The sequence below is a fragment of the Viridibacillus arenosi genome (assembly GCF_001955655.1).
GTDB classification, from domain to species: Bacteria; Bacillota; Bacilli; order Bacillales_A; family Planococcaceae; genus Viridibacillus; species Viridibacillus arenosi.
On sequence record NZ_MSPW01000001.1, the window covers coordinates 48,141 to 66,615 of the forward strand.

General features: G+C 33.3%; 16 protein-coding genes and 1 riboswitch. Of the genes, 9 read left to right on the forward strand and 7 right to left on the reverse strand.

The window, feature by feature from the left end; all coding sequences use genetic code 11:
• Positions 1-199 precede the first annotated feature (199 nt).
• The 3 genes from BK137_RS00210 to BK137_RS00220 all read left to right on the forward strand — a co-directional run bounded on the left by BK137_RS00210 (position 200) and on the right by BK137_RS00220 (position 2,550).
• Positions 200-1,033: a transporter substrate-binding domain-containing protein gene (locus tag BK137_RS00210; protein WP_038189807.1), complete on the forward strand. Its 834-nt coding sequence runs from the start codon at positions 200-202 to the stop codon at positions 1,031-1,033.
• Between the two features lie 110 nt (positions 1,034-1,143).
• Positions 1,144-1,806, forward strand: a complete 663-nt coding sequence (locus tag BK137_RS00215; protein WP_038189810.1) for an amino acid ABC transporter permease — start codon at positions 1,144-1,146, stop codon at positions 1,804-1,806.
• A 15-nt stretch (positions 1,807-1,821) separates the two neighbouring features.
• A complete protein-coding gene (locus tag BK137_RS00220) occupies positions 1,822-2,550 on the forward strand; it encodes an amino acid ABC transporter ATP-binding protein (protein WP_038189811.1) in 729 nt (242 codons plus the stop codon).
• Between the two features lie 153 nt (positions 2,551-2,703).
• Here BK137_RS00220 and BK137_RS00225 read toward each other — a convergent pair whose 3' ends face one another.
• Together BK137_RS00225 and BK137_RS00230 are read right to left on the reverse strand one after the other, a co-directional pair.
• A complete protein-coding gene (locus BK137_RS00225; protein WP_327192410.1) occupies positions 2,704-3,111 on the reverse strand; it encodes a GNAT family N-acetyltransferase in 408 nt (135 codons plus the stop codon).
• Between the two features lie 540 nt (positions 3,112-3,651).
• A complete protein-coding gene (locus tag BK137_RS00230) occupies positions 3,652-5,634 on the reverse strand; it encodes a site-specific DNA-methyltransferase (RefSeq protein WP_038189814.1) in 1,983 nt (660 codons plus the stop codon).
• A gap of 243 nt (positions 5,635-5,877) precedes the next feature.
• Between BK137_RS00230 and BK137_RS00235 the strand changes: the two genes are divergently transcribed.
• The gene (locus BK137_RS00235; protein ID WP_038189817.1) at positions 5,878-7,296 is read left to right on the forward strand and encodes a GGDEF domain-containing protein; all 1,419 of its coding nucleotides are present in this window, start codon (positions 5,878-5,880) and stop codon (positions 7,294-7,296) included.
• A gap of 133 nt (positions 7,297-7,429) precedes the next feature.
• Complete coding sequence (locus BK137_RS00240; protein WP_038189820.1) at positions 7,430-8,530, forward strand: DNA alkylation repair protein; 1,101 nt, start codon at positions 7,430-7,432, stop codon at positions 8,528-8,530.
• A 149-nt stretch (positions 8,531-8,679) separates the two neighbouring features.
• Here the strand turns inward: BK137_RS00240 and BK137_RS00245 are convergent, their stop codons facing one another.
• A complete protein-coding gene (locus BK137_RS00245; protein WP_038189825.1) occupies positions 8,680-9,537 on the reverse strand; it encodes a patatin-like phospholipase family protein in 858 nt (285 codons plus the stop codon).
• Positions 9,538-10,360: 823 nt separating this feature from the next.
• A complete protein-coding gene (locus BK137_RS00255) occupies positions 10,361-12,172 on the reverse strand; it encodes an Ig-like domain-containing protein (protein WP_038189831.1) in 1,812 nt (603 codons plus the stop codon).
• 229 nt (positions 12,173-12,401) lie between these two features.
• Positions 12,402-12,580: riboswitch (cobalamin riboswitch) on the reverse strand.
• Between the two features lie 244 nt (positions 12,581-12,824).
• On the opposite strand from BK137_RS00255, the gene BK137_RS00260 reads away from it, so the two are divergent.
• A complete protein-coding gene (locus BK137_RS00260; RefSeq protein ID WP_051448834.1) occupies positions 12,825-13,004 on the forward strand; it encodes a DUF4083 family protein in 180 nt (59 codons plus the stop codon).
• Between the two features lie 69 nt (positions 13,005-13,073).
• Here BK137_RS00260 and BK137_RS00265 read toward each other — a convergent pair whose 3' ends face one another.
• Both BK137_RS00265 and BK137_RS00270 read right to left on the reverse strand, forming a co-directional pair.
• Positions 13,074-13,853 carry an ABC transporter ATP-binding protein gene (locus BK137_RS00265; protein WP_038189834.1) on the reverse strand — a complete coding sequence of 260 codons (780 nt, stop codon included), beginning with the start codon at positions 13,851-13,853 and terminating at the stop codon, positions 13,074-13,076.
• 135 nt (positions 13,854-13,988) lie between these two features.
• Positions 13,989-14,831: a CAP domain-containing protein gene (locus BK137_RS00270; RefSeq protein WP_235175781.1), complete on the reverse strand. Its 843-nt coding sequence runs from the start codon at positions 14,829-14,831 to the stop codon at positions 13,989-13,991.
• A gap of 320 nt (positions 14,832-15,151) precedes the next feature.
• On the opposite strand from BK137_RS00270, the gene BK137_RS00275 reads away from it, so the two are divergent.
• The 3 genes from BK137_RS00275 (at position 15,152) to BK137_RS00285 (ending at position 17,062) form a co-directional block, all read left to right on the forward strand.
• Entirely contained in the window at positions 15,152-15,517 is a 366-nt protein-coding gene (locus BK137_RS00275; protein ID WP_038189837.1) for a potassium channel family protein, read from the forward strand.
• Between the two features lie 317 nt (positions 15,518-15,834).
• The gene (locus BK137_RS22760) at positions 15,835-16,656 is read left to right on the forward strand and encodes a methyl-accepting chemotaxis protein (protein ID WP_038189839.1); all 822 of its coding nucleotides are present in this window, start codon (positions 15,835-15,837) and stop codon (positions 16,654-16,656) included.
• 226 nt (positions 16,657-16,882) lie between these two features.
• Positions 16,883-17,062 (forward strand): hypothetical protein, encoded by a 180-nt coding sequence (locus BK137_RS00285; protein ID WP_038189843.1) that lies wholly within the window; start codon positions 16,883-16,885, stop codon positions 17,060-17,062.
• Positions 17,063-17,192: 130 nt separating this feature from the next.
• On the opposite strand, the gene odhB is transcribed toward BK137_RS00285, so the two are convergent.
• Positions 17,193-18,446 (reverse strand): 2-oxoglutarate dehydrogenase complex dihydrolipoyllysine-residue succinyltransferase, encoded by a 1,254-nt coding sequence (gene odhB / locus BK137_RS00290; RefSeq protein ID WP_038189860.1) that lies wholly within the window; start codon positions 18,444-18,446, stop codon positions 17,193-17,195.
• Between the last annotated feature and the right edge of the window lie 29 nt (positions 18,447-18,475).

An 18,475-nucleotide genomic window follows, 5' to 3' on the forward strand; every position in this document is an offset into this window, starting at 1 on the left:
TAATTCCATACAAACCATTATATAAAACTAAGTACCCGAAAATATCCAATTTAATCATTTTTTTAAACCTTAAATAAACAGAATTTTCAACCAACTATTAAATTCACTATTTATATTGGTATATTTACTACCTTACTCTCCATATATTAAGTTTAAAGATTTACTAGTTATAGCTATTTAATTGAAAGGAGGAGAAAGGGTGAAAAAGAGTTTACTAGTATTGCTATTGTTGATGAGTATGATTTTAACAGCATGTGGTGGAGGTGAGAGTGATAAGGCTGGTAATGCAGGTGAATCCACAATTGATCGTGTAAAGAAGGCTGGAAAATTGGTTGTTGGTACAGCTACAGGATATGCACCTTTTGAAATGGTCAATTTGAAAGAGGAGTTTGTCGGCTACGATATTGATACCGCGAAAGCAATAGGAAAGGCCTTAGATGTAAAGGTAGAATTTAAAGAATATTCATTTGATGGATTAATAGCTGCCTTGCAAGTTGGTGAAATTGATATGATCGTTTCAGGTATGACAATTACTGGTCCCCGAGCATTGTCTGTTAGTTTCCCTAATCCTTATTATCAAACAAAACAAGTAATGTTATTACCTGATACAGATAAGACGACAAAATCTTGGAAAGAACTGGATCAGAAAGGAAAGAAAATTGCAACTATTATAGGAACAACTGGTCAAATTTTTGCAAAAGCAAACTTTAAAAATGCAGAATTCAAAGATTACAGAGAAATGCCCGCTGCGGCTTTAGCGATGTTATCAGGTCAGTTAGATGCTGTTATCTATGACGAGTCTTCAGTACGTATTTGGCAAAAGCAAAATGGAAAATCTCATATCTTAGATGAGAATATTTCTGCTGAAAATTTGGGTATTGCCGTGGCTCACAATGATTTAGTAACAGTCCAATGGCTAAATTCATTCCTTTATAGTTATTTAGGTGGACCACAGGAATTAGCTTCACGTTCTTACTGGTTTGAAAGTGATGATTGGTACGGAGATATTAATACAAAAGTAGAAGCAGAATGATCAGTTAGGTAGAATACATTGAAGATCTTATTTTATGGATTGTACGTATAAGGTCTTCAATCATTTTAATGCCCTTATATAAGTCATTTCAATGGAGGAGTTCCTACATTATGAGATATCAACCTGATTGGAGCGTTATCACAAATAATCTCGATATCTTTTTTAAAGGGATGTATTTGACGCTCGAAATTTCAGCATTATCTTTACTATTTGCTATACCGATTGGGATTCTTTTTGGAGTTGGTCGAATATCAAAAAACCCTATCATTCGTTTTATCTCTTCCGTGTATGTTGAAGTTATGCGTGGTGTTCCCCTGCTCGTTATATTGATTTGGATTCATCTCGTTCTTGGTCAGTTTTTAAAGCTTGGTGCTTATTGGGGATCGATTGTTTCTCTGGCTATATTCTCTGGTTCATTTATCGCGGAAATTGTTCGTGGGGGAATCCAATCTGTTCCGAAAGGTCAAATGGAAGCTGCTCGTTCATCTGGCATGTCCAATTTTCAAGCTATGCGTTTGATCATACTGCCTCAAGCTTTTAGAAAAACATTACCTCCTATGGCATCACAATTCATCATTCTTATTAAAGACTCATCACTTGTTTCAACCATTTCAGCTGTAGACTTAACATTAAAGGCGACAAATCTAGCTGCTATCTCTTATCGTTATATTGAAATATGGACATTCGTTGCTCTGTTATATTTTGCAATGACATTTACATTATCACTAATCATACGACAGTTTGAAAAACATTGGTTAAAAAGCGAGTATTAAGAAAGGGCTGATTGCATGATTTCCATTAACAGTGTCAATAAAAGCTTTGGCAACAATCAAGTTTTAGTAGATATCAATTTAGAGGTAGAAAAATCAAATGTAATTGCATTAATCGGACCAAGCGGTGCAGGAAAATCCACGCTCATTCGAGTGATCAATGCACTTGAAGAAATTGATAACGGGGAAATTATAGTAGATGGGACGTCAATTCATGATAAAAAAACGGATATCAATAAAGCCCGTACAAATATCGGTTTCGTATTTCAAAGCTTTAATTTGTACCCATTTCTAACTGCGCTTGAAAATGTCACAATAGCCCCTATTAAAGTAAAAGGAATGACGAAGGCTGAAGCAGAAAAAATGGGTATTGTGTTACTTAGTTCCCTTGGATTAGCTGACAAAATACACGTCCATCCCTCTCATCTTTCAGGTGGACAACAACAACGTGTCGCCATTGCACGAGCTTTGGCGATGGACCCGCAAATCATGCTCTTCGATGAGCCTACTTCTGCACTTGACCCTGAAATGGTTAAAGAAGTATTGGATGCCATTCGGAAGCTTGCAAAAGAAGGGATGACGATGATTGTTGTGACGCATGAAATGGGATTTGCACGCGAAATATGTGACAAAATTGTTTTTATGGCTGAAGGAAAAATTGTTGAAGTCAATTCACCTGATAAGTTTTTCACTGCCCCTGAATCTGAACGTGCAAAGACATTCTTATCAAAAGTTTTAAATCACTAATATCAATAAAAGTAAAAACTTATGTTATTGTATCCATACACAAAGTAAAATTTGTAATTTATACTAGAAGTAAAGAAAGGATAGATAAAGCAAAGAACCTTTATCCATCCTTTTTATAATAAAGCTGACATTATTTGAATCTATAAGTACTGTTTAGACATAAAGTTTCTTACTATTTTCAACAGCCAAATCAAAAAGGAATATTATTTCCTCTCCGTAATCACCCACAAATCTAAATTCTTGTTCTATGAATCCAGCTTTTATGTATAAATTAATTGCTGCGATATTCGTATGATGAACAGTTAATATAATCTCATTCTTTTCAGGGAAGTGTTGCTTTGTTATTTTCGGCAATAATTTTAACACAGTAAGAGCAAATCCTTTTCTCTGGAACCGTGAGTCAATGGAGAACGATTTGAAAATAATACTATTCTCATTATTTGTATATATATTTTCACTTTTATTCGTATATAGGGCAAAACAGCCCACCAAATTTCCATCATAAATTACAACGAATGGCTGATTATATTGATCCTTCTTAAATGCAGCAATAACGTTAATAGGTAACTAAGTATAAATTGCTTGCTCTTCAGGTAAACAGTATTTACTGATAGCTGTAAAGTCACTTTCTTCAAAAGGCTTTATAACTAATTCACTCACCTATTTATCCTCCTATATTCTATTATTTATTTTCCAAGTATTACTTTTTGTATTTTAACATAGAGATTAGTTTTAATTTTTCGATTTTATATTCATTGAAAGATTTTTAGAGTACAAAAAAGCACACCACAACTAGAATTGTGATGTACTTTCTAAAAAAATCTATACCATATTAAACATGAAAATTAACTATTCAGTTTGTTTTTTCTTTTATTTTTTATCAACAAGAACTAATATAAGGGTAGCTATTGGACCTAAAAATAAAGATAGTAGAAACCAGTTGAATCCTGAACGATTCTTCCCCTGCGCAATACCTGCATTTATGAGCATAAGAGTACCCCAACCGACTACATATTGATTATCCATTATTTATCACGGCTTTCTTTTTTTATTACTATTTATACGGATAAAAAGGATTGTTGGTTTCAGAATAACACCTAACTATATTACTAGAACTTTTTCTACACCATTTTGCTTTAATATTTGCTGTGCCTTGTTGCGTATTGCTTCATTATGAAAACAATCTTCGTAGAATATCATACGACTAGGTTTTTTACTTGCTAAGATATTAATTTGGTCTAGTGATAGGTCCTCTTCAAGACAAATGAATACTGTACCTCCATTGACTGTAAAAACGGTACATCCCCCTAGTATGAATCGTTCAATTGGTAGTGCTATATCTATTCCTTGCTTGAGAAGTATTTCAAATAAAACGTCCTCTTCATTTCTTCCCTGTTTCACAGGTTGAGCTAAATTTAAAGGCATCTGTTCTACATTTGATAGGTATTCTTCCCATATTTTTAAATTCGTCGTATCTAGTTTGAAATTTTTAAAACCTAAATCATGGTGAGTGGAATGTTGTACCTCCCTTTTCATACATACCAAACGCTCTTTTCCAAGTTCTGATAATAACGGCTTTCTACCAACACTTTTTAAATAATCAATTAGTTTCTTTGTATCTTTTTTAGCTTCACTTGATAATTTCTCTTGTATTTGCTCAAGGTTTTCATTAATTTGCACCAGTATATAACGGAGTGATAGATTACTTTCAATATTGTATCGAACAGTCGCTTCGCCAAACGTCCCTGATCCAGCGAAAAAATCCATCACTATATCATCGTCTTTTAAAGCGACCATACTTAATAATCTTTTTATTAATTTTAAAGGTTTTTTACCGTTTCGATAATCCACAAATCCCTCTTTATCTAAACCGGTTGTTTTAATATCTGCCCAGAAATCACATGGATGTACGGTCAAATAATCATCAGCAAAAAGTATTTTAATACGTGGTGAATCCACAGCTGTATTATAGTGATTATTAATAAAATACAGCTTGTTATTTGGCGTGGTCATAACAAATGCTTGATTTCGATTTGTTTTTCTCTTTTCATCAGCAATAGCTTTGACACTAGCCGCTACTGAAACGGTTCTAATTATTCTCCAAGCATTAGAAAACAAGAATCCTTCAAAATCTTTTTTTTCAATGTTGTTCCTTTTTGCAAATTCAAAAACAGGGACTAATTGAATGTTTGCTAAAATGACATCACTTCTTTTAATGTCCTCTATAGTTCGATCTTCATTATCACGAATCTCTTTTAATTCTTCTATTTCTTTTTTATTTATATTTGTGAGAATTGTTTTATATTCATTATCCCATGTACTTTTAGGGATTCTTATTTTTTCAAATGTAGCATCTCTTTTTTTATAGCAAAGTACATATTCCTTTAATTTAGGAATTTTTCTTTTAACATGCGTCATTTTTACACCTGTTGGTTCAGACATCTTGACAACAATGGTCGTGACAAAATTCTCTTCCCCAAATATCTCATTGCAAATACGTTTTAAATTATCCACTTCATTATCGTCGATGGAGATAAAGATTACCCCTTCATCTGACAATAAGTTACGGGCGATTTTCAATCTCGGATACATCATATTTAACCATTCTGTATGAACTCTTCCGCTAGTCACTGCATTCGATTCTAAACTTTCATTCGTATGTTCTTTATAGTTTTTCATCGGGCCACGGAAGTTATCTTTATAAACAAAATTATTTCCAGTATTGTATGGAGGATCAATATAGATAAGCTTTACTCGATTATGATAACTATTTTGAAGTACTCGCAATACTTCTAAGTTATCCCCTTCAATATAAAGGTTTTTCGTTGTTTCCCAATCTAAACTCCCTGCAATATCAGGTCTTAAGGTTCCTGTCGTTTGCTTTTGGGCTGATTGTATCGCCTCTGTTTTACCATTCCATGTAAAATCAAACCGTTCTTTTTCAGTTTCTATCTGTTCACCTAATATCAATTGAAGCTTAGCAAAATCTATTTTGTTTTCTGTACAAATTTCCGGAAAAAGCTCTTTCATTTTTTCAATATTGTGCTGTACCGTATGAAAAGATTGACCAGCTAGTTTATCCATATAAGCGCACTCCTTTATATATGTAAAACTATACCAATTGTAAAAACTTCTTATTTGATAGTATATTCCCATTATCATAATAACTATTCAATCATTGTTCATTTATTATTTTCTCTATTTGTTGCAATTTTTTGGTATTAGCTAACATTTTGTAAACATATAGGTTAAAATAGTTCTTAAGTACCTTTTCTCCTGACCTTTGTTCTATTTTTATAAAGAATTAATATAAAGGTGGTTGTGTAAATGCTGTTAACAATTGACGAATTAAAAAATACAACGCACGCTACTTATTTATCCGGAAACCTCCAAGAGACTATTAAATTTGGGCATGAGCTAGTTGAAAAAGCTATGTTACAACAAGATAGGATTAGTATTCGTTCTGGCTATATGTACCTTGCAATTTCATACCATGCATTAGCTGATTTAAAAAACGCATTCCACTATATCTTTTTATACGATGAGTACTGTCAACAAAACAAAGAGGATTTGAGTGATCAAGAAAAAGAGAACCTTTATCTTCTTCTATTTTTTCTTTATGAATATAATGAAAACTGGGAAAAAGCAAGAGAAACAATAATTTTAAATATGGACCTATCCAAAAAACTTTATGCTACTGATATGATGTGCAATTGTTTTTGTAATTTAAGCAAGGTAGCTATTGCGGAGCAAAAATTTGACGAAGCACATGAATTTGCTTTGCATGGGTTGGATTTAGCATTATCAAAACATGCCGATATTCCCCAGCTTACGTTCCAGGCATTATGTAACCTTGTTGAGGCATCGTTAAAACTTAATCTACTAAATGATGCTACCAAGTATTTAAGTACATTATCAGCTTGTTTGGATGATTCTAACTCTATTAAGTGGCAAATCCTTTATTATCAATATGTCGGAGAGTTGTATTATTTGAAAGGTCAATTCGAAGTAAGTTATAAAGCAGCAACTACTTGCAAAGAACTAACGTCCAAAGCAGGGAATTTAGCTTCTAAAATAAGAATTATCTCACTGCTAATAGAGCTTTGTGAACGGTTAAATCACTTTGAAGACGGTTATTATTATTACAAAGAATATGTTGATATTTTACAAGAACTGAAACAAGCCGCTATCTATAAAACAACCCTCCAGCTAGAAATTCAACATCGTGTGGCAGCTATTCAAGAACGGTCAAACTTAGATGGCTTAACGAATATTTACAATCGTTATCATTTAGAAAATGTAGCAGCAAAGTGGTTATTAGAAGCAGCAAATGAAAAAACGAATGTTACTTGTCTAGTATTTGATATCGATAAATTCAAATCAATTAACGATCAATACGGACATTTAATTGGCGATGATGTCATCAAGCTAGTCGCAAACACTTGCAAAGAATTGTCCAATCTAGAAACAACCTTCGCAGCTCGTTTTGGTGGTGATGAATTTGTTATTTTACTCCGTCACCTAACATCAACTGAGGTAATGAAATTTGCAAATACTCTTAATCATACATTGGCTGCAATGAAGATACCTTTAGAAGATACTATACTAACATTTACAGTTAGTATGGGCATGGCAACAAACCTAAAAGGCGAAATAAATTCTTTCCACGAGATCTTCAAAAATGCCGATATCGCTTTATATAATGCAAAAGAAAATGGACGAAATCAGATTAGGCAGTATGAGTGATCTATTATTAAAGGAATCACTACTTTATACCACTTTTCAAAATAAGGTATACTTAAACTTCTAATTCAGTAATGAGTCAGAAGTTTATTTTTTTATAGAAAGTATTATCTTTTTTAAAGGAGTAAAAAGAATTATGGCAGAACTACTAAAAGATGTTTTTAATAAAGCGTTTTTTGAACAATTTTGTAAGAAGGTAACAAGCGTCTATCCAGAATTTAACGAACAGCAGTTCATGACTCTATTATTTGATGAAGAATGGGAACAACGTGAGTTAAAACAACGAACTCGACATATTACTCATACACTAAGAGCTACCTTACCCACTTCTTATCCGGATGCCATTGCTGTACTAAGTCAACTTGTTCCTGATTGCAAAGGTTTTGAGTACTTATTTTTCCCTGATTTTATAGAAGCTTATGGCTTATCAGATTGGGAAACTTCTATTGAAGCATTAAAACTCTTTACACTTACATCCAGCTCCGAATTTGCTGTACGCCCATTTATTGAAAAAGATCCGAAGAAAATGATGTCTATTATGGAAAAATGGGCAAGAGATGAAAATGAGCATGTGCGTAGATTGGCGAGTGAAGGGTGTCGACCGCGTCTTCCGTGGGGTCCTGCTTTGAAGATGTTTAAAAAAGACCCTACACCAATTATCCCTATTTTAGAGTTATTAAAAGCAGATGAAAGTGAATATGTCCGTAAAAGTGTGGCAAATAATTTAAATGATATAACAAAGGATCATCCTGAATTAGTGAAGTCCTTAGGTAAGAGTTGGATGGGTCATAACCCTAAAACAGATTGGATTATCAAACATGCTTGTAGAACCCTACTTAGACAAGCAGACCCGACTACACTCACATTGTTTGGATTCCATAACAATCCTATTGTTAAAATAAATGAGTTTGACCTTTCAACAGATCAACTAGCTATTGGTGAATCATTAACATTTAAGTTCACTTTTGCCAACCCCACTATAGATGCAGCAAAACTTCGGATCGAATATGGCATTGATTTTATGAAAGCAAATGGTATAACAAGAAGAAAGCTCTTTAAGATAACAGAAAATACGTATCTACCTGGAGAATATACTTATACTAGAAGTCATTCTTTTAAACAGTTATCTACTAGAAAACACTATCCAGGTGAACATCGAATAGCCATTGTCATTAATGGAGTAGAAATGGCTGGAATCGAGTTTGTATTGACTGAAGAAAAAAACAACGATAAATAAATTCAATGATTTTATGTTTTTTTCAATTCTTTCATATGCTCATTGTAGATTATTAATACGACAAGCCAACTATACTTTAGGCTCATAATACTTCTTTCTAATAAAGCAAAAACAGACTCTCGAATATGAGAATCTGTTTTTTTGCTCATTTATATATTTAAAAAAGCCTTTAATTCATCCATTTGTTTCGCGGCTTGCTGATAGCCCATATCATAATTTGCTCGCATTTGGGTTAAATCTTTTTCGAAACTATTTAAGGGTGCATCTGGTCTGAAGATAAAGACTCTTCCTTCTTTTTCCAATCGTTCACAATAATCGAGCGAGGCATTGTAATGATCCACACGCTGTTCCATGCTTTTTACTAAATTGGGATATCGTTTACGAAGGAGCTTCATAACTAATTTACTTTGACGATCTTTTACTTTTCTATAGCCTTTAGGTCGGGTTAACACAAGCACATGCTTTTCAAAACCTTCATCTACTAAATGCTGAATAGGAATTGGATCTGCTAATCCCCCATCATAGTATGGTGTATCATTTATTTTAATCTCTGGAAACAATACAGGGATTGCACAGGTAGCGCGCAGTAACGTACATTCCTTATCCATATCAAGTGCGTCCTTATATTCTATATCCCCTGTATACGCATTTGTTACACCAAACTTTACAGTTCCCTCGAATTGTTGGAATCTATCCCAATCAAATTTATCTAGCTCGTTTGGAATTATATTGTAAGCAAAGTTTAATCCAAATAAACTTCTTTCTCGCAAAAAATTACGAACGCCTATATAGCGTTTGTCATGACGATAATTAACAAGGACGCGAAGTGAACGCTCTTTTTGCTCTGACACATAAGAACAGGCATTAATAGCCCCTGCTGAAATACCGACAACATGTGGCATCATAATCTCTTCATCTAAAAAAGCATCGAGGACACCTGACGTAAATAACGTACGGAATGTTCCGCCCTCAAGTACTAAACTTGTATCCTTCACATTGACCTGCATTAAATCACTCTTTCACTATATTTCTATTATTATTTTATCATATCACTTGCACCTAGAAAAAAGCTAAAACAGTATATTAATGCTTGGATTCAAATTTCTTTTCATCCGCTTTTCTTTAGTTTTATCAACATATGTTAAAATTCATTGTTGTTTTTACATAAAAAATAGAGTTGTACCTAATATATTGGCCAACTCCGATATCTATACCTTTTATCGTGATTTGAATGTTTAAATAAACTCGTTCTTTTGTTAAATTAACGAATACGATCGTACAGCATATTTTATGTTCCAAGAAGGAGAATAAAATAAGTAATTGCGTACATTGGAAGTGCAATTGAAGTAATTATATACATTGTCATTTCGCCTTTAGAAAGTCTTCTTTTCCACTTAGTTAATTTAAGATGCCTACAATAAATTGCGCTAGAAATGAATATTAATAAGAAAGCTAATTCCATAATGTTCTCTAAAATGGTAATCAAATACTCAACTCCTTTTAGGTATTGCACTAAGAGAACTATTCTATAAAATTTTTCAAAAACCTTTATATTTAGGTAATTCAAACTTCTTTCAATCAAAAACATTTTTAGGCTTTGTTCATCTGTATCAAATGCAATTGTATCACTTTAATAATTTCGAAGATATTTCGTTGCGATCAATTTCTCATTATCTATAGAGATCAAGCCAAATAAGCTTTAAGTTGAATATGCTTCTTAATTAGCCAAAAACAACAATCAAGTTAAACAGATTCAATTATAAAGAAATAGGGCTACCCTCAAAGGCCGGTATTCACCGACTTTCTGGACAGCCCCTTTTCATACTACCGTTACTTCACTTTCACGCTAAGTTTGCTACTTTTATTTCCTGCTAGATCCTTCGCATAAATTGATAGTTTAGTATTTGCTTTTTGTTTTTTGATTTTCACACTGAAATTTCCTTTGCTTGATGCTTTAGCTGAGCCAATTTTTTTATGTTTACTATTGTAGATTGTAATTGTTGCTTTTGCTTCAGTTTTACCTTTTACTTTTGTAGTTTTCGATGTGATTTTAGATACTGTTGGTTTTTTTGGTGCAATTTTATCTTTTACAATAATTGTTTTTGATACGCCTTTATTACCTACTGTATCTTTCGTTTTTACGACTAATTTTACGTTTGCTTTTTGTTTTGTAATCTTCAGCGTATAGTTACCTTTGCTACTTGCCTTTGTTGATGTAAGTAGTTTAGAGCCTTTATAAATAGAAACTGTTGCTTTAGCTTCTGTAGTCCCTTTTACAGTAGTTGCTTTGTTTGAAATTGTTCCTACTATAAGTTTTGTTGGTCCAATTTTATCTAGTACAGTAATTGTTTTTGTTACACCAGCATTGCCAGTTTCATCTGTAGTCTTTACTACTAATTTCACATTCGCCTTTTGTGCAGGAATCTTTAACGCGAAAGTTCCTTTATTGTTAGCTTTTGTTGATGTTAGAAGTTTAGTTCCATTGTATATTGAGACTGTTGCATATGCTTCTGTTGTTCCTGTTACTGATGTTGTTTTGTTTGAAATTGTTCCCACTGTAAGTTCAGTTGGGCCCTCAGTATCTGGATTTTCCACTGGTGGATTAGTATCTGGTATTTCACCAGCTGCTAATCTCGCAAATGTTGATTTTCCATTCAATGCGTCTGCTAACGCAATGATTACTTGTTCAGTAGCCATTAAGTTTGTTTTAGAATCTTTAATCATCCATTTAAACGAACCATCTTCTAATTGATAATCATCAATCATTTTTTCAAGAATGTTAACTTTTTTACCGTCTTTTTCATAGCTCCATTTGTCAGCTGTTAAATCTTCTCCAGCTGTAGCTAGTCCCATAATAATACTTGCCATTGAGTTTGAATTATCTACAAAACCATCTTTTTGATATTTTGCATGAATACCATCTACTGCTTTTTTAATAGACTCGTTAATTGTTTCATTGGACTTATCAGTATTATTTAATAACGTTAATGCAGTTAAATTCCAACCTGTTACATCTAAGTCATCAGATGAACCAAATCCAGAGAATAATCCTGAATTATTTTGTTTCTTTAAAATTACTTCTAAATGTTTGGCTTTATCATAGTCTGCATTTGCTAAGCCTAGCGCAATTGATGCCCAAGATTCACCGTATGCTGTGAAAAAACTACCATCAGCCTTTTGTTTGTTTTGTAAATCTTCAACAATGTTGCGTTGTCCAAGATTTGTTGGATCTAATCCTAGAATATATGCACCAATAATAGTACCTGCGTCTTCATTTGAAGTGCTTGAAGTAGCCGCTTTTGGTTTCATCCAATAAGATTGTTCACTAGTAACTTCTGAGCCCTCTGCCCACTTGTAGTTTTTAATATCCATGCCTAGTGCATACATTGCTGATAATGACCAGTAGCCACTGTGGGAACTGATTACTCTAGAACTAATAGTTTGGTTGTTTATAATATAATATTGTTTTGCCTTCTCTAAAGAGTTCACTAGTTTTTCTTTGATTACTTGTGGTGATGTTGTTTGAGAAGTATGGTCTTCATTGTTTACTACCATATTATTTTCAGCTTGAGCTGTAAACGGCGATAATAGTGATAGTAGCATAACAAAAGCTAACACCATACTAGATGAACGTTTTAACATTTGAATTCCTCCGATTTTATTTAGATTTGTTGGATTCGGAATTCGGCTTTTTCATGCTAGTCGACTATTTAACTCTTACTCATATATTAAACGTTGGAAATTAAAAGTTCTTAACAATGAAAAAAGCTATTTCTCCATAGAGAAATAGCATAAATACAAAGAAATATAGGACAACAGTATTGTCTAATATAGATTGTTTTGCCGTAATCTCACTTTATTCCGAAGAGTAGATATACGCTATGAATTAGATAGGTCTCCTGGCTTATGCATCAATTTACTTTAAGGACCTTCCCGTATAAAACAGTGGTATTTCCTTATTTCATCAGCATTTACAGTTGCGGATACAGCTTCGGCATTTCACCGAATTCCCTTTTATGTATGTACTACATCTAATTCTGGCATACAATATTCACTTAATATAAACTTATCATAATATTGGAAATTAATCTATCGCATTTTGATTAGTTTTTGATATTTTACTCATAACACATCAAATAATTATACAAATAAAGAAAGAAACGTATGTATATTTATTTCAAAATTGTATTTATCGATGAATCTTTTAATATGTTAATCACATAATTCCTGTTACACATGTTAAAATTGAATTAATATCCTTTTTAAAAGCATGTATGGTTGAAGGAGGGATGAATTGTTTAATGTTGGAGATATGCTAATAATTATTGTCATTGCTTTAATGATATTAGGTACGATTTCTTTTATGCTATTTATTAGAAGAATCATTATAAATACAACTCCTAAGAATGAATCTACCGAACTAAATGAAAAATTGGATAAGATTATCATGTTATTGGAAAAGCAGTCTAAATAATTATTATTCAAAATACAAAACTAGCTGTTGTATCTAATACTAAATTCAACAGTTAGTTTTTAAGTTCATTTAATCCTGCTTTGATAATAATGGACGATTATTGTACCAAATAACTTCTACTGGAATATCGAAAAATGAAGAAAGCTTTTCACTTGTTAGCATATCGATTGTACTTCCAGAAGCAAATACTTGGCCCTTTTTTAATAATAATGTTTTCTGAAAAACCGGTAGAATTTCTTCAATATGATGTGTGACATAGATTATTGTTGGTCCGCTTTCTAAAGCTGCAATTTCACCAATTGTTTTTAACAATTGTTCTCTAGCTATGAAGTCAAACCCAGTAGCAGGCTCGTCTAATATGAGTAACTCTGGATCATCCATTAAGGCACGACCAATCAATATTCTTTGCTTTTCTCCTTGCGATAAAGTTTGATAATCACGATCGGCGTATTCAATACTCCCTAGTTTTTTCAATATACTTATTGCCTTTTCCCGAATAACCGGTGTTGGCTTTTCATATAGACCAATCGAAGCAAAAGCACCTGAAAGAACGATTTCAAATGCACTATCATTGGGATTTAATTTTTGTTGAAGTCCTGATGATACGAGGCCAATCTTCCTTCTAAGCTCTTCTCCTAAAACGGATTTCCCAAATGTTCTTCCTACTACCTTTAAATCACCCTTTGTCGGAAAATAATAAGAACATAGCATATTCAACAAAGCTGATTTGCCGGCTCCATTTAAACCGTACAATACCCAATGCTCCCCTTTTTCTATTTGCCAATTAATATTTTCTAGAATCCATTGCCCTTCTCGTTTCAAACATACCTCTTTCATATGTAATACCATTTCAAAAACCCCTTTATAGATATTCATTTCATTATAACTGAATATTCACTAAACAAGAGGTTGAGAGTGAGAAAATTGTTAAGAAGTTCTCCAAATAGAAAACCCCTCATGTGGTTAGACAAGAGGGGGTTATAGCTATTTTGCAAAAATTTGAGTTCCATATGTTGGATATTGAGCATTTTTACCTGAAACAACAATACCTATTCCAACTTTTTGATAATTAGGTGATAGTATATTTGCTCTGTGACCAGGGGAATTCATCCAACCATTCATAAAGCTTGTTGCAGTTGAATAACCTGCTGCAATATTCTCACCTGATGCATATGTGTTATAACCTGACCCTTTCAGGAGGTTAGACCAGCTTCCATAAGTTGGACTTGTATGACTAAAATAGCGATTTTTCTCCATATCTAATGAACGAATGATCGCTAGCTTTGTAAGCTTAGGATCTTGTTTTAAAGGTTTCAGTTTCTTTTTTGCACGTTCTTTATTTAAAATAGTAACTATTTGATCTTGCATTTTTTTATTTCCTAAATCAATGTAACTGTCGACAAATTTACCAGATTTAATCCAGTATGTCTTGCTACCTTTTTTGACTTTGATCCAACCATTTGTATTTGCAACACTCACTTTATAAATTCCAGCTGCAAGTTTCTTTGCTGATTTCGATCCTTTTTCTTTTTTATAAGTCGTTGTTTTTTTCGATAGATAGATATAATCACCAGTAAAACCGTCTTTTATCCACTTTTTATCTTTTGTTTGCATCCATTTATCTTTAGTTGTTTTTATAATCGTTACTTTCTTTTTTGCAGCTACTGTTGATTTTCTTCCATATCCGCCTTGCTTAGTAAACAATCTACTCTTTTCAGTTAGTGTTACTTTTTTTGTTTTTGGCGTACTTGCTTTAGCATAAATTGGACTTGCTAAACTGCCTAAAAAGATTATCGCCATGAAAAGGACGCTTAGTTTTTTTAGCATTTTCTTCAACTTAATTCCTCCGAATCTAATTTTTAAAACGGTATATTTTCAATGTAAGCAACACTCTCAATAGTTTTTTCGGAGAGTTCCACATTAAATATAGTCGTTTTATTAATATCAATAAAAAAAGAATCGTATAGACTACAATTTTTTATCACTATATCATATTATCAAATATTTATGGTCTCAAAGACCAAAAATAGTTTTATATTATTAATTTTTCAACCTTTCACAGATACTTAGACCTACTCTTTAAAACTGTTCATATATATTCCATCTGTTGTATACTAGTTTCATATAGCAATAGAAAGAGAGAATGTATGATTTCATTTATATTAACTACAAAACGTCTTTTAAAGGCTTTAATCCGTGCTTTTAAGCAACCGTTATTTATTTCATTGTTTACAACCTTATTTTTTATCCTTTTGTCAGGAACGATGTTTTATACAAAAGTAGAAGGATGGTCTATACTTGATGCCATATACTTTTGTGTTGTCAGTCTGATTCCGAGTGGTGTAGATACTTCGCTCACACCAACTACAAATCTGGGTAAAGTATTTACGATGTTTTATTTAGCAGTTGGTGTTGGAGTTATGTTTCTTACTTTATTGACTCTTGGTAAGACCATGATTAAGTCTACAGATGAACCGACTACTGATTTAAAAAAAAGAAGATCATCAAAATAAAAAGGTTGTCTTAAAAGACGACCTTTTTATTTTTTAATTGCTCAATACTCTATCAGTATTAACACTTACTTATAAAAGGATTTTTTTGTTACACGAATTGAAATTGAGATTTTTTTAGAAGTAGTCTCATTTCTCCCTTTAATTTTTGTCGATACTAAGTATTTTTTCACAATTTCCCCCTTTCGAATAATCGAAATATTTACTCTATATCTAATATACGCTATTATAAATATAGTCAATTTTATCTATACACGAAATAATTGTAGATACAAAGCACTTATATCAGATGACTAGAATATAGAAGAGAGGTTTTTTGTTTGAGTTTATTAGAAGTCTTAAAACAAGCTACACCTTACATACAAACGGCATTCAATAATGAAATCTTTGTGAGTATTGTTGAGCGTGGTCAAAACAAGGTTTACTTTGCGTCTCCAGGAACTAAAGTTGATCTAGGAGTAAAGACTGGTGACACGATGGAAGATACTGAAGAATTACGACAAGCCTTTACGGGGAAAAACGTTAAAAGAGATATACCAGCCGAATTTTACGGAGTCTTACTTCACACTAACATATATCCAATTAAAGAAAATGGTCATGTAATTGGAGCTTTTAGTTTAGTATTTTCAATGGAGAAACAAGAGAAATTACAATCTTATATGGATCATCTACAAAATGCTGTCCTAGGTTTACAGGATAAAGTACATCTTGTTGCCTCTCATTCAGAGGAGCTAGCAGCAACAAGTACTGAAATTACCGAACAATCTCGTCTAGCTCTTGCTGATTCAGAAGCTTCTCATAGCGTTACAGATTTTATCAAATCAATCTCTCAACAAACGAATTTGCTTGGGTTAAACGCCTCAATTGAAGCTGCACGAGCAGGTCAACATGGTGCTGGATTTAATATTGTTGCTCAAGAAGTTCGAAAACTATCTCTAGAAACAAAGTCGGCTACCGAAAAGATTGAAGATTCACTGAAAAATATCACGCAAAATTTACAAGGCTTAATGGGCAGTATGAGTCAGATCAATTCTGCTTCTAATGATCAAGCTGAGCTAGTACAAGACTTCAGCTCAATTATTGAAGAGCTAGGATTACTCAGCAATCAAATGGGGCAATTAATGAAAGAAACATTACGATGAATTTTTTCACTCCATGAGTTTTTAGATAGCAATACGATTTAGCTCATTGAATGCTTTATAATCAATGAGCTAATTATATACCCTCCATTAACTTCTCTATCTTGCTCTAAATTCATTTTTATTTCTTTTCTTCTTAAAAACATTTCAAATTTGTCCGATTTTGTTGTCATATTCCCCTTGAATAAAGGAACGAATGTTCTTATAATGAATATAAGAGGTGAAGCGCATGGAACGACAGTTAAATCCACAAAAATTGACGACTATTGAAACCTATCAACTACAACGTATAGCGACCGAACTACTTAGTACTGCTTCAAAGGAAACAGTATTATCTACTTTATCAATCTACGCATGTTCACAAAAGCAACATTGCTCAACAATAAAAACGAATGTTAATATAACTTGATTTAAGGTTCCGCATTAGGTTATTTTTCGTCCGTTACTACTTCTCTTTACACCTAATAAAAATAAGCCCTACACACTCTCAAAAGGTGTGTAGGGCTTATTACTTTCTTACAAAAGGTTTAGGCTATAAATCAAGATTCTAATAATAGGTCTTCAGGGTTTTCAAGTAATTCTTTTACAGTTTTTAAGAATCCTACAGAATCTTTACCATCAATAATACGGTGGTCATAAGATAGTGCAACGTACATCATTGGACGAATTTGTACTTCATCACCAACAGCGATTGGACGTTTTTGGATTGTATGCATACCTAAGATAGCAGCTTGAGTACCATTCATGATTGGTGTAGACATTAATGATCCAAATACACCACCATTAGTGATTGTGAATGAACCACCTTGTAAGTCAGCGATTTGTAATTTTTTGTCGCGTGCTTTTTTAGCAAGACCACCGATTGCATCTTCGATTTCAGCGAAGTTTTTACGGTCGCAATCGCGAACAACTGGTACTACTAATCCATCGTCAGTAGATACAGCAACACCAACATCATAGAAGTTATTAAGGTGGATTTCATTACCTACGATTTGAGCATTAACGTATGGATATTTTTTAAGTGCAGCAACTACTGCTTTTGTAAAGAATGACATGAAACCAAGACGAGTTCCATCATGCTTTTCTTGGAATTGATCTTTTTTACGGCTACGAAGTGCCATAACGTTTGTCATATCGATTTCGTTGAAAGTAGTAAGCATTGCCGTACTTTGTTTTACTTCAAGTAAACGAGTTGCGATTGTTTGACGACGACGAGACATTTTTTCAACTGTCACGCGAGATTCGTCAACTGCAGGAGTAGCAGCTTTCGGTGCTTCAGCTGGTTTTGCAGCAGGAGCAGCTGACGCTGTACCATGTGCAGCCACATCTTGTACGCGAACTCGACCTTGAGGATCTACTGGAGATACAGATGCTAAGTCGATTCCTTTTTCACGAGCTAATTTGCGAGCAGCTGGGCTAGCAATTACACGCTCAGTTGAAGATGATTCTTCTACAACTACAGGTGCTGGTGCAGCTTTTGGTGCTTCTACAGCTGGTGCCGGTGCAGCCTCTTCAGCTGCTGGTGTTGGTGCTGGAGTTGCTGGAGTTGCAGCAGCATCACCTGCTTCAACGATTGCAATTACAGCACCTACTAATACAGTATCGCCTTCTTCAGCAAGGATTTCTTTCAAAATACCAGCTTCTTCAGAGATAATTTCAGCGTTTACTTTATCAGTTTCAAGTTCAACGATGAACTCACCTTTTTCTACTTTATCACCAGGTTTTTTCACCCACTGTGCGATCGTACCTTCTGTGATAGATTCTGCTAATTCCGGGACAATAATTTCAGCCACAATAATTTCCTCCTTCAAAATATTCGCTA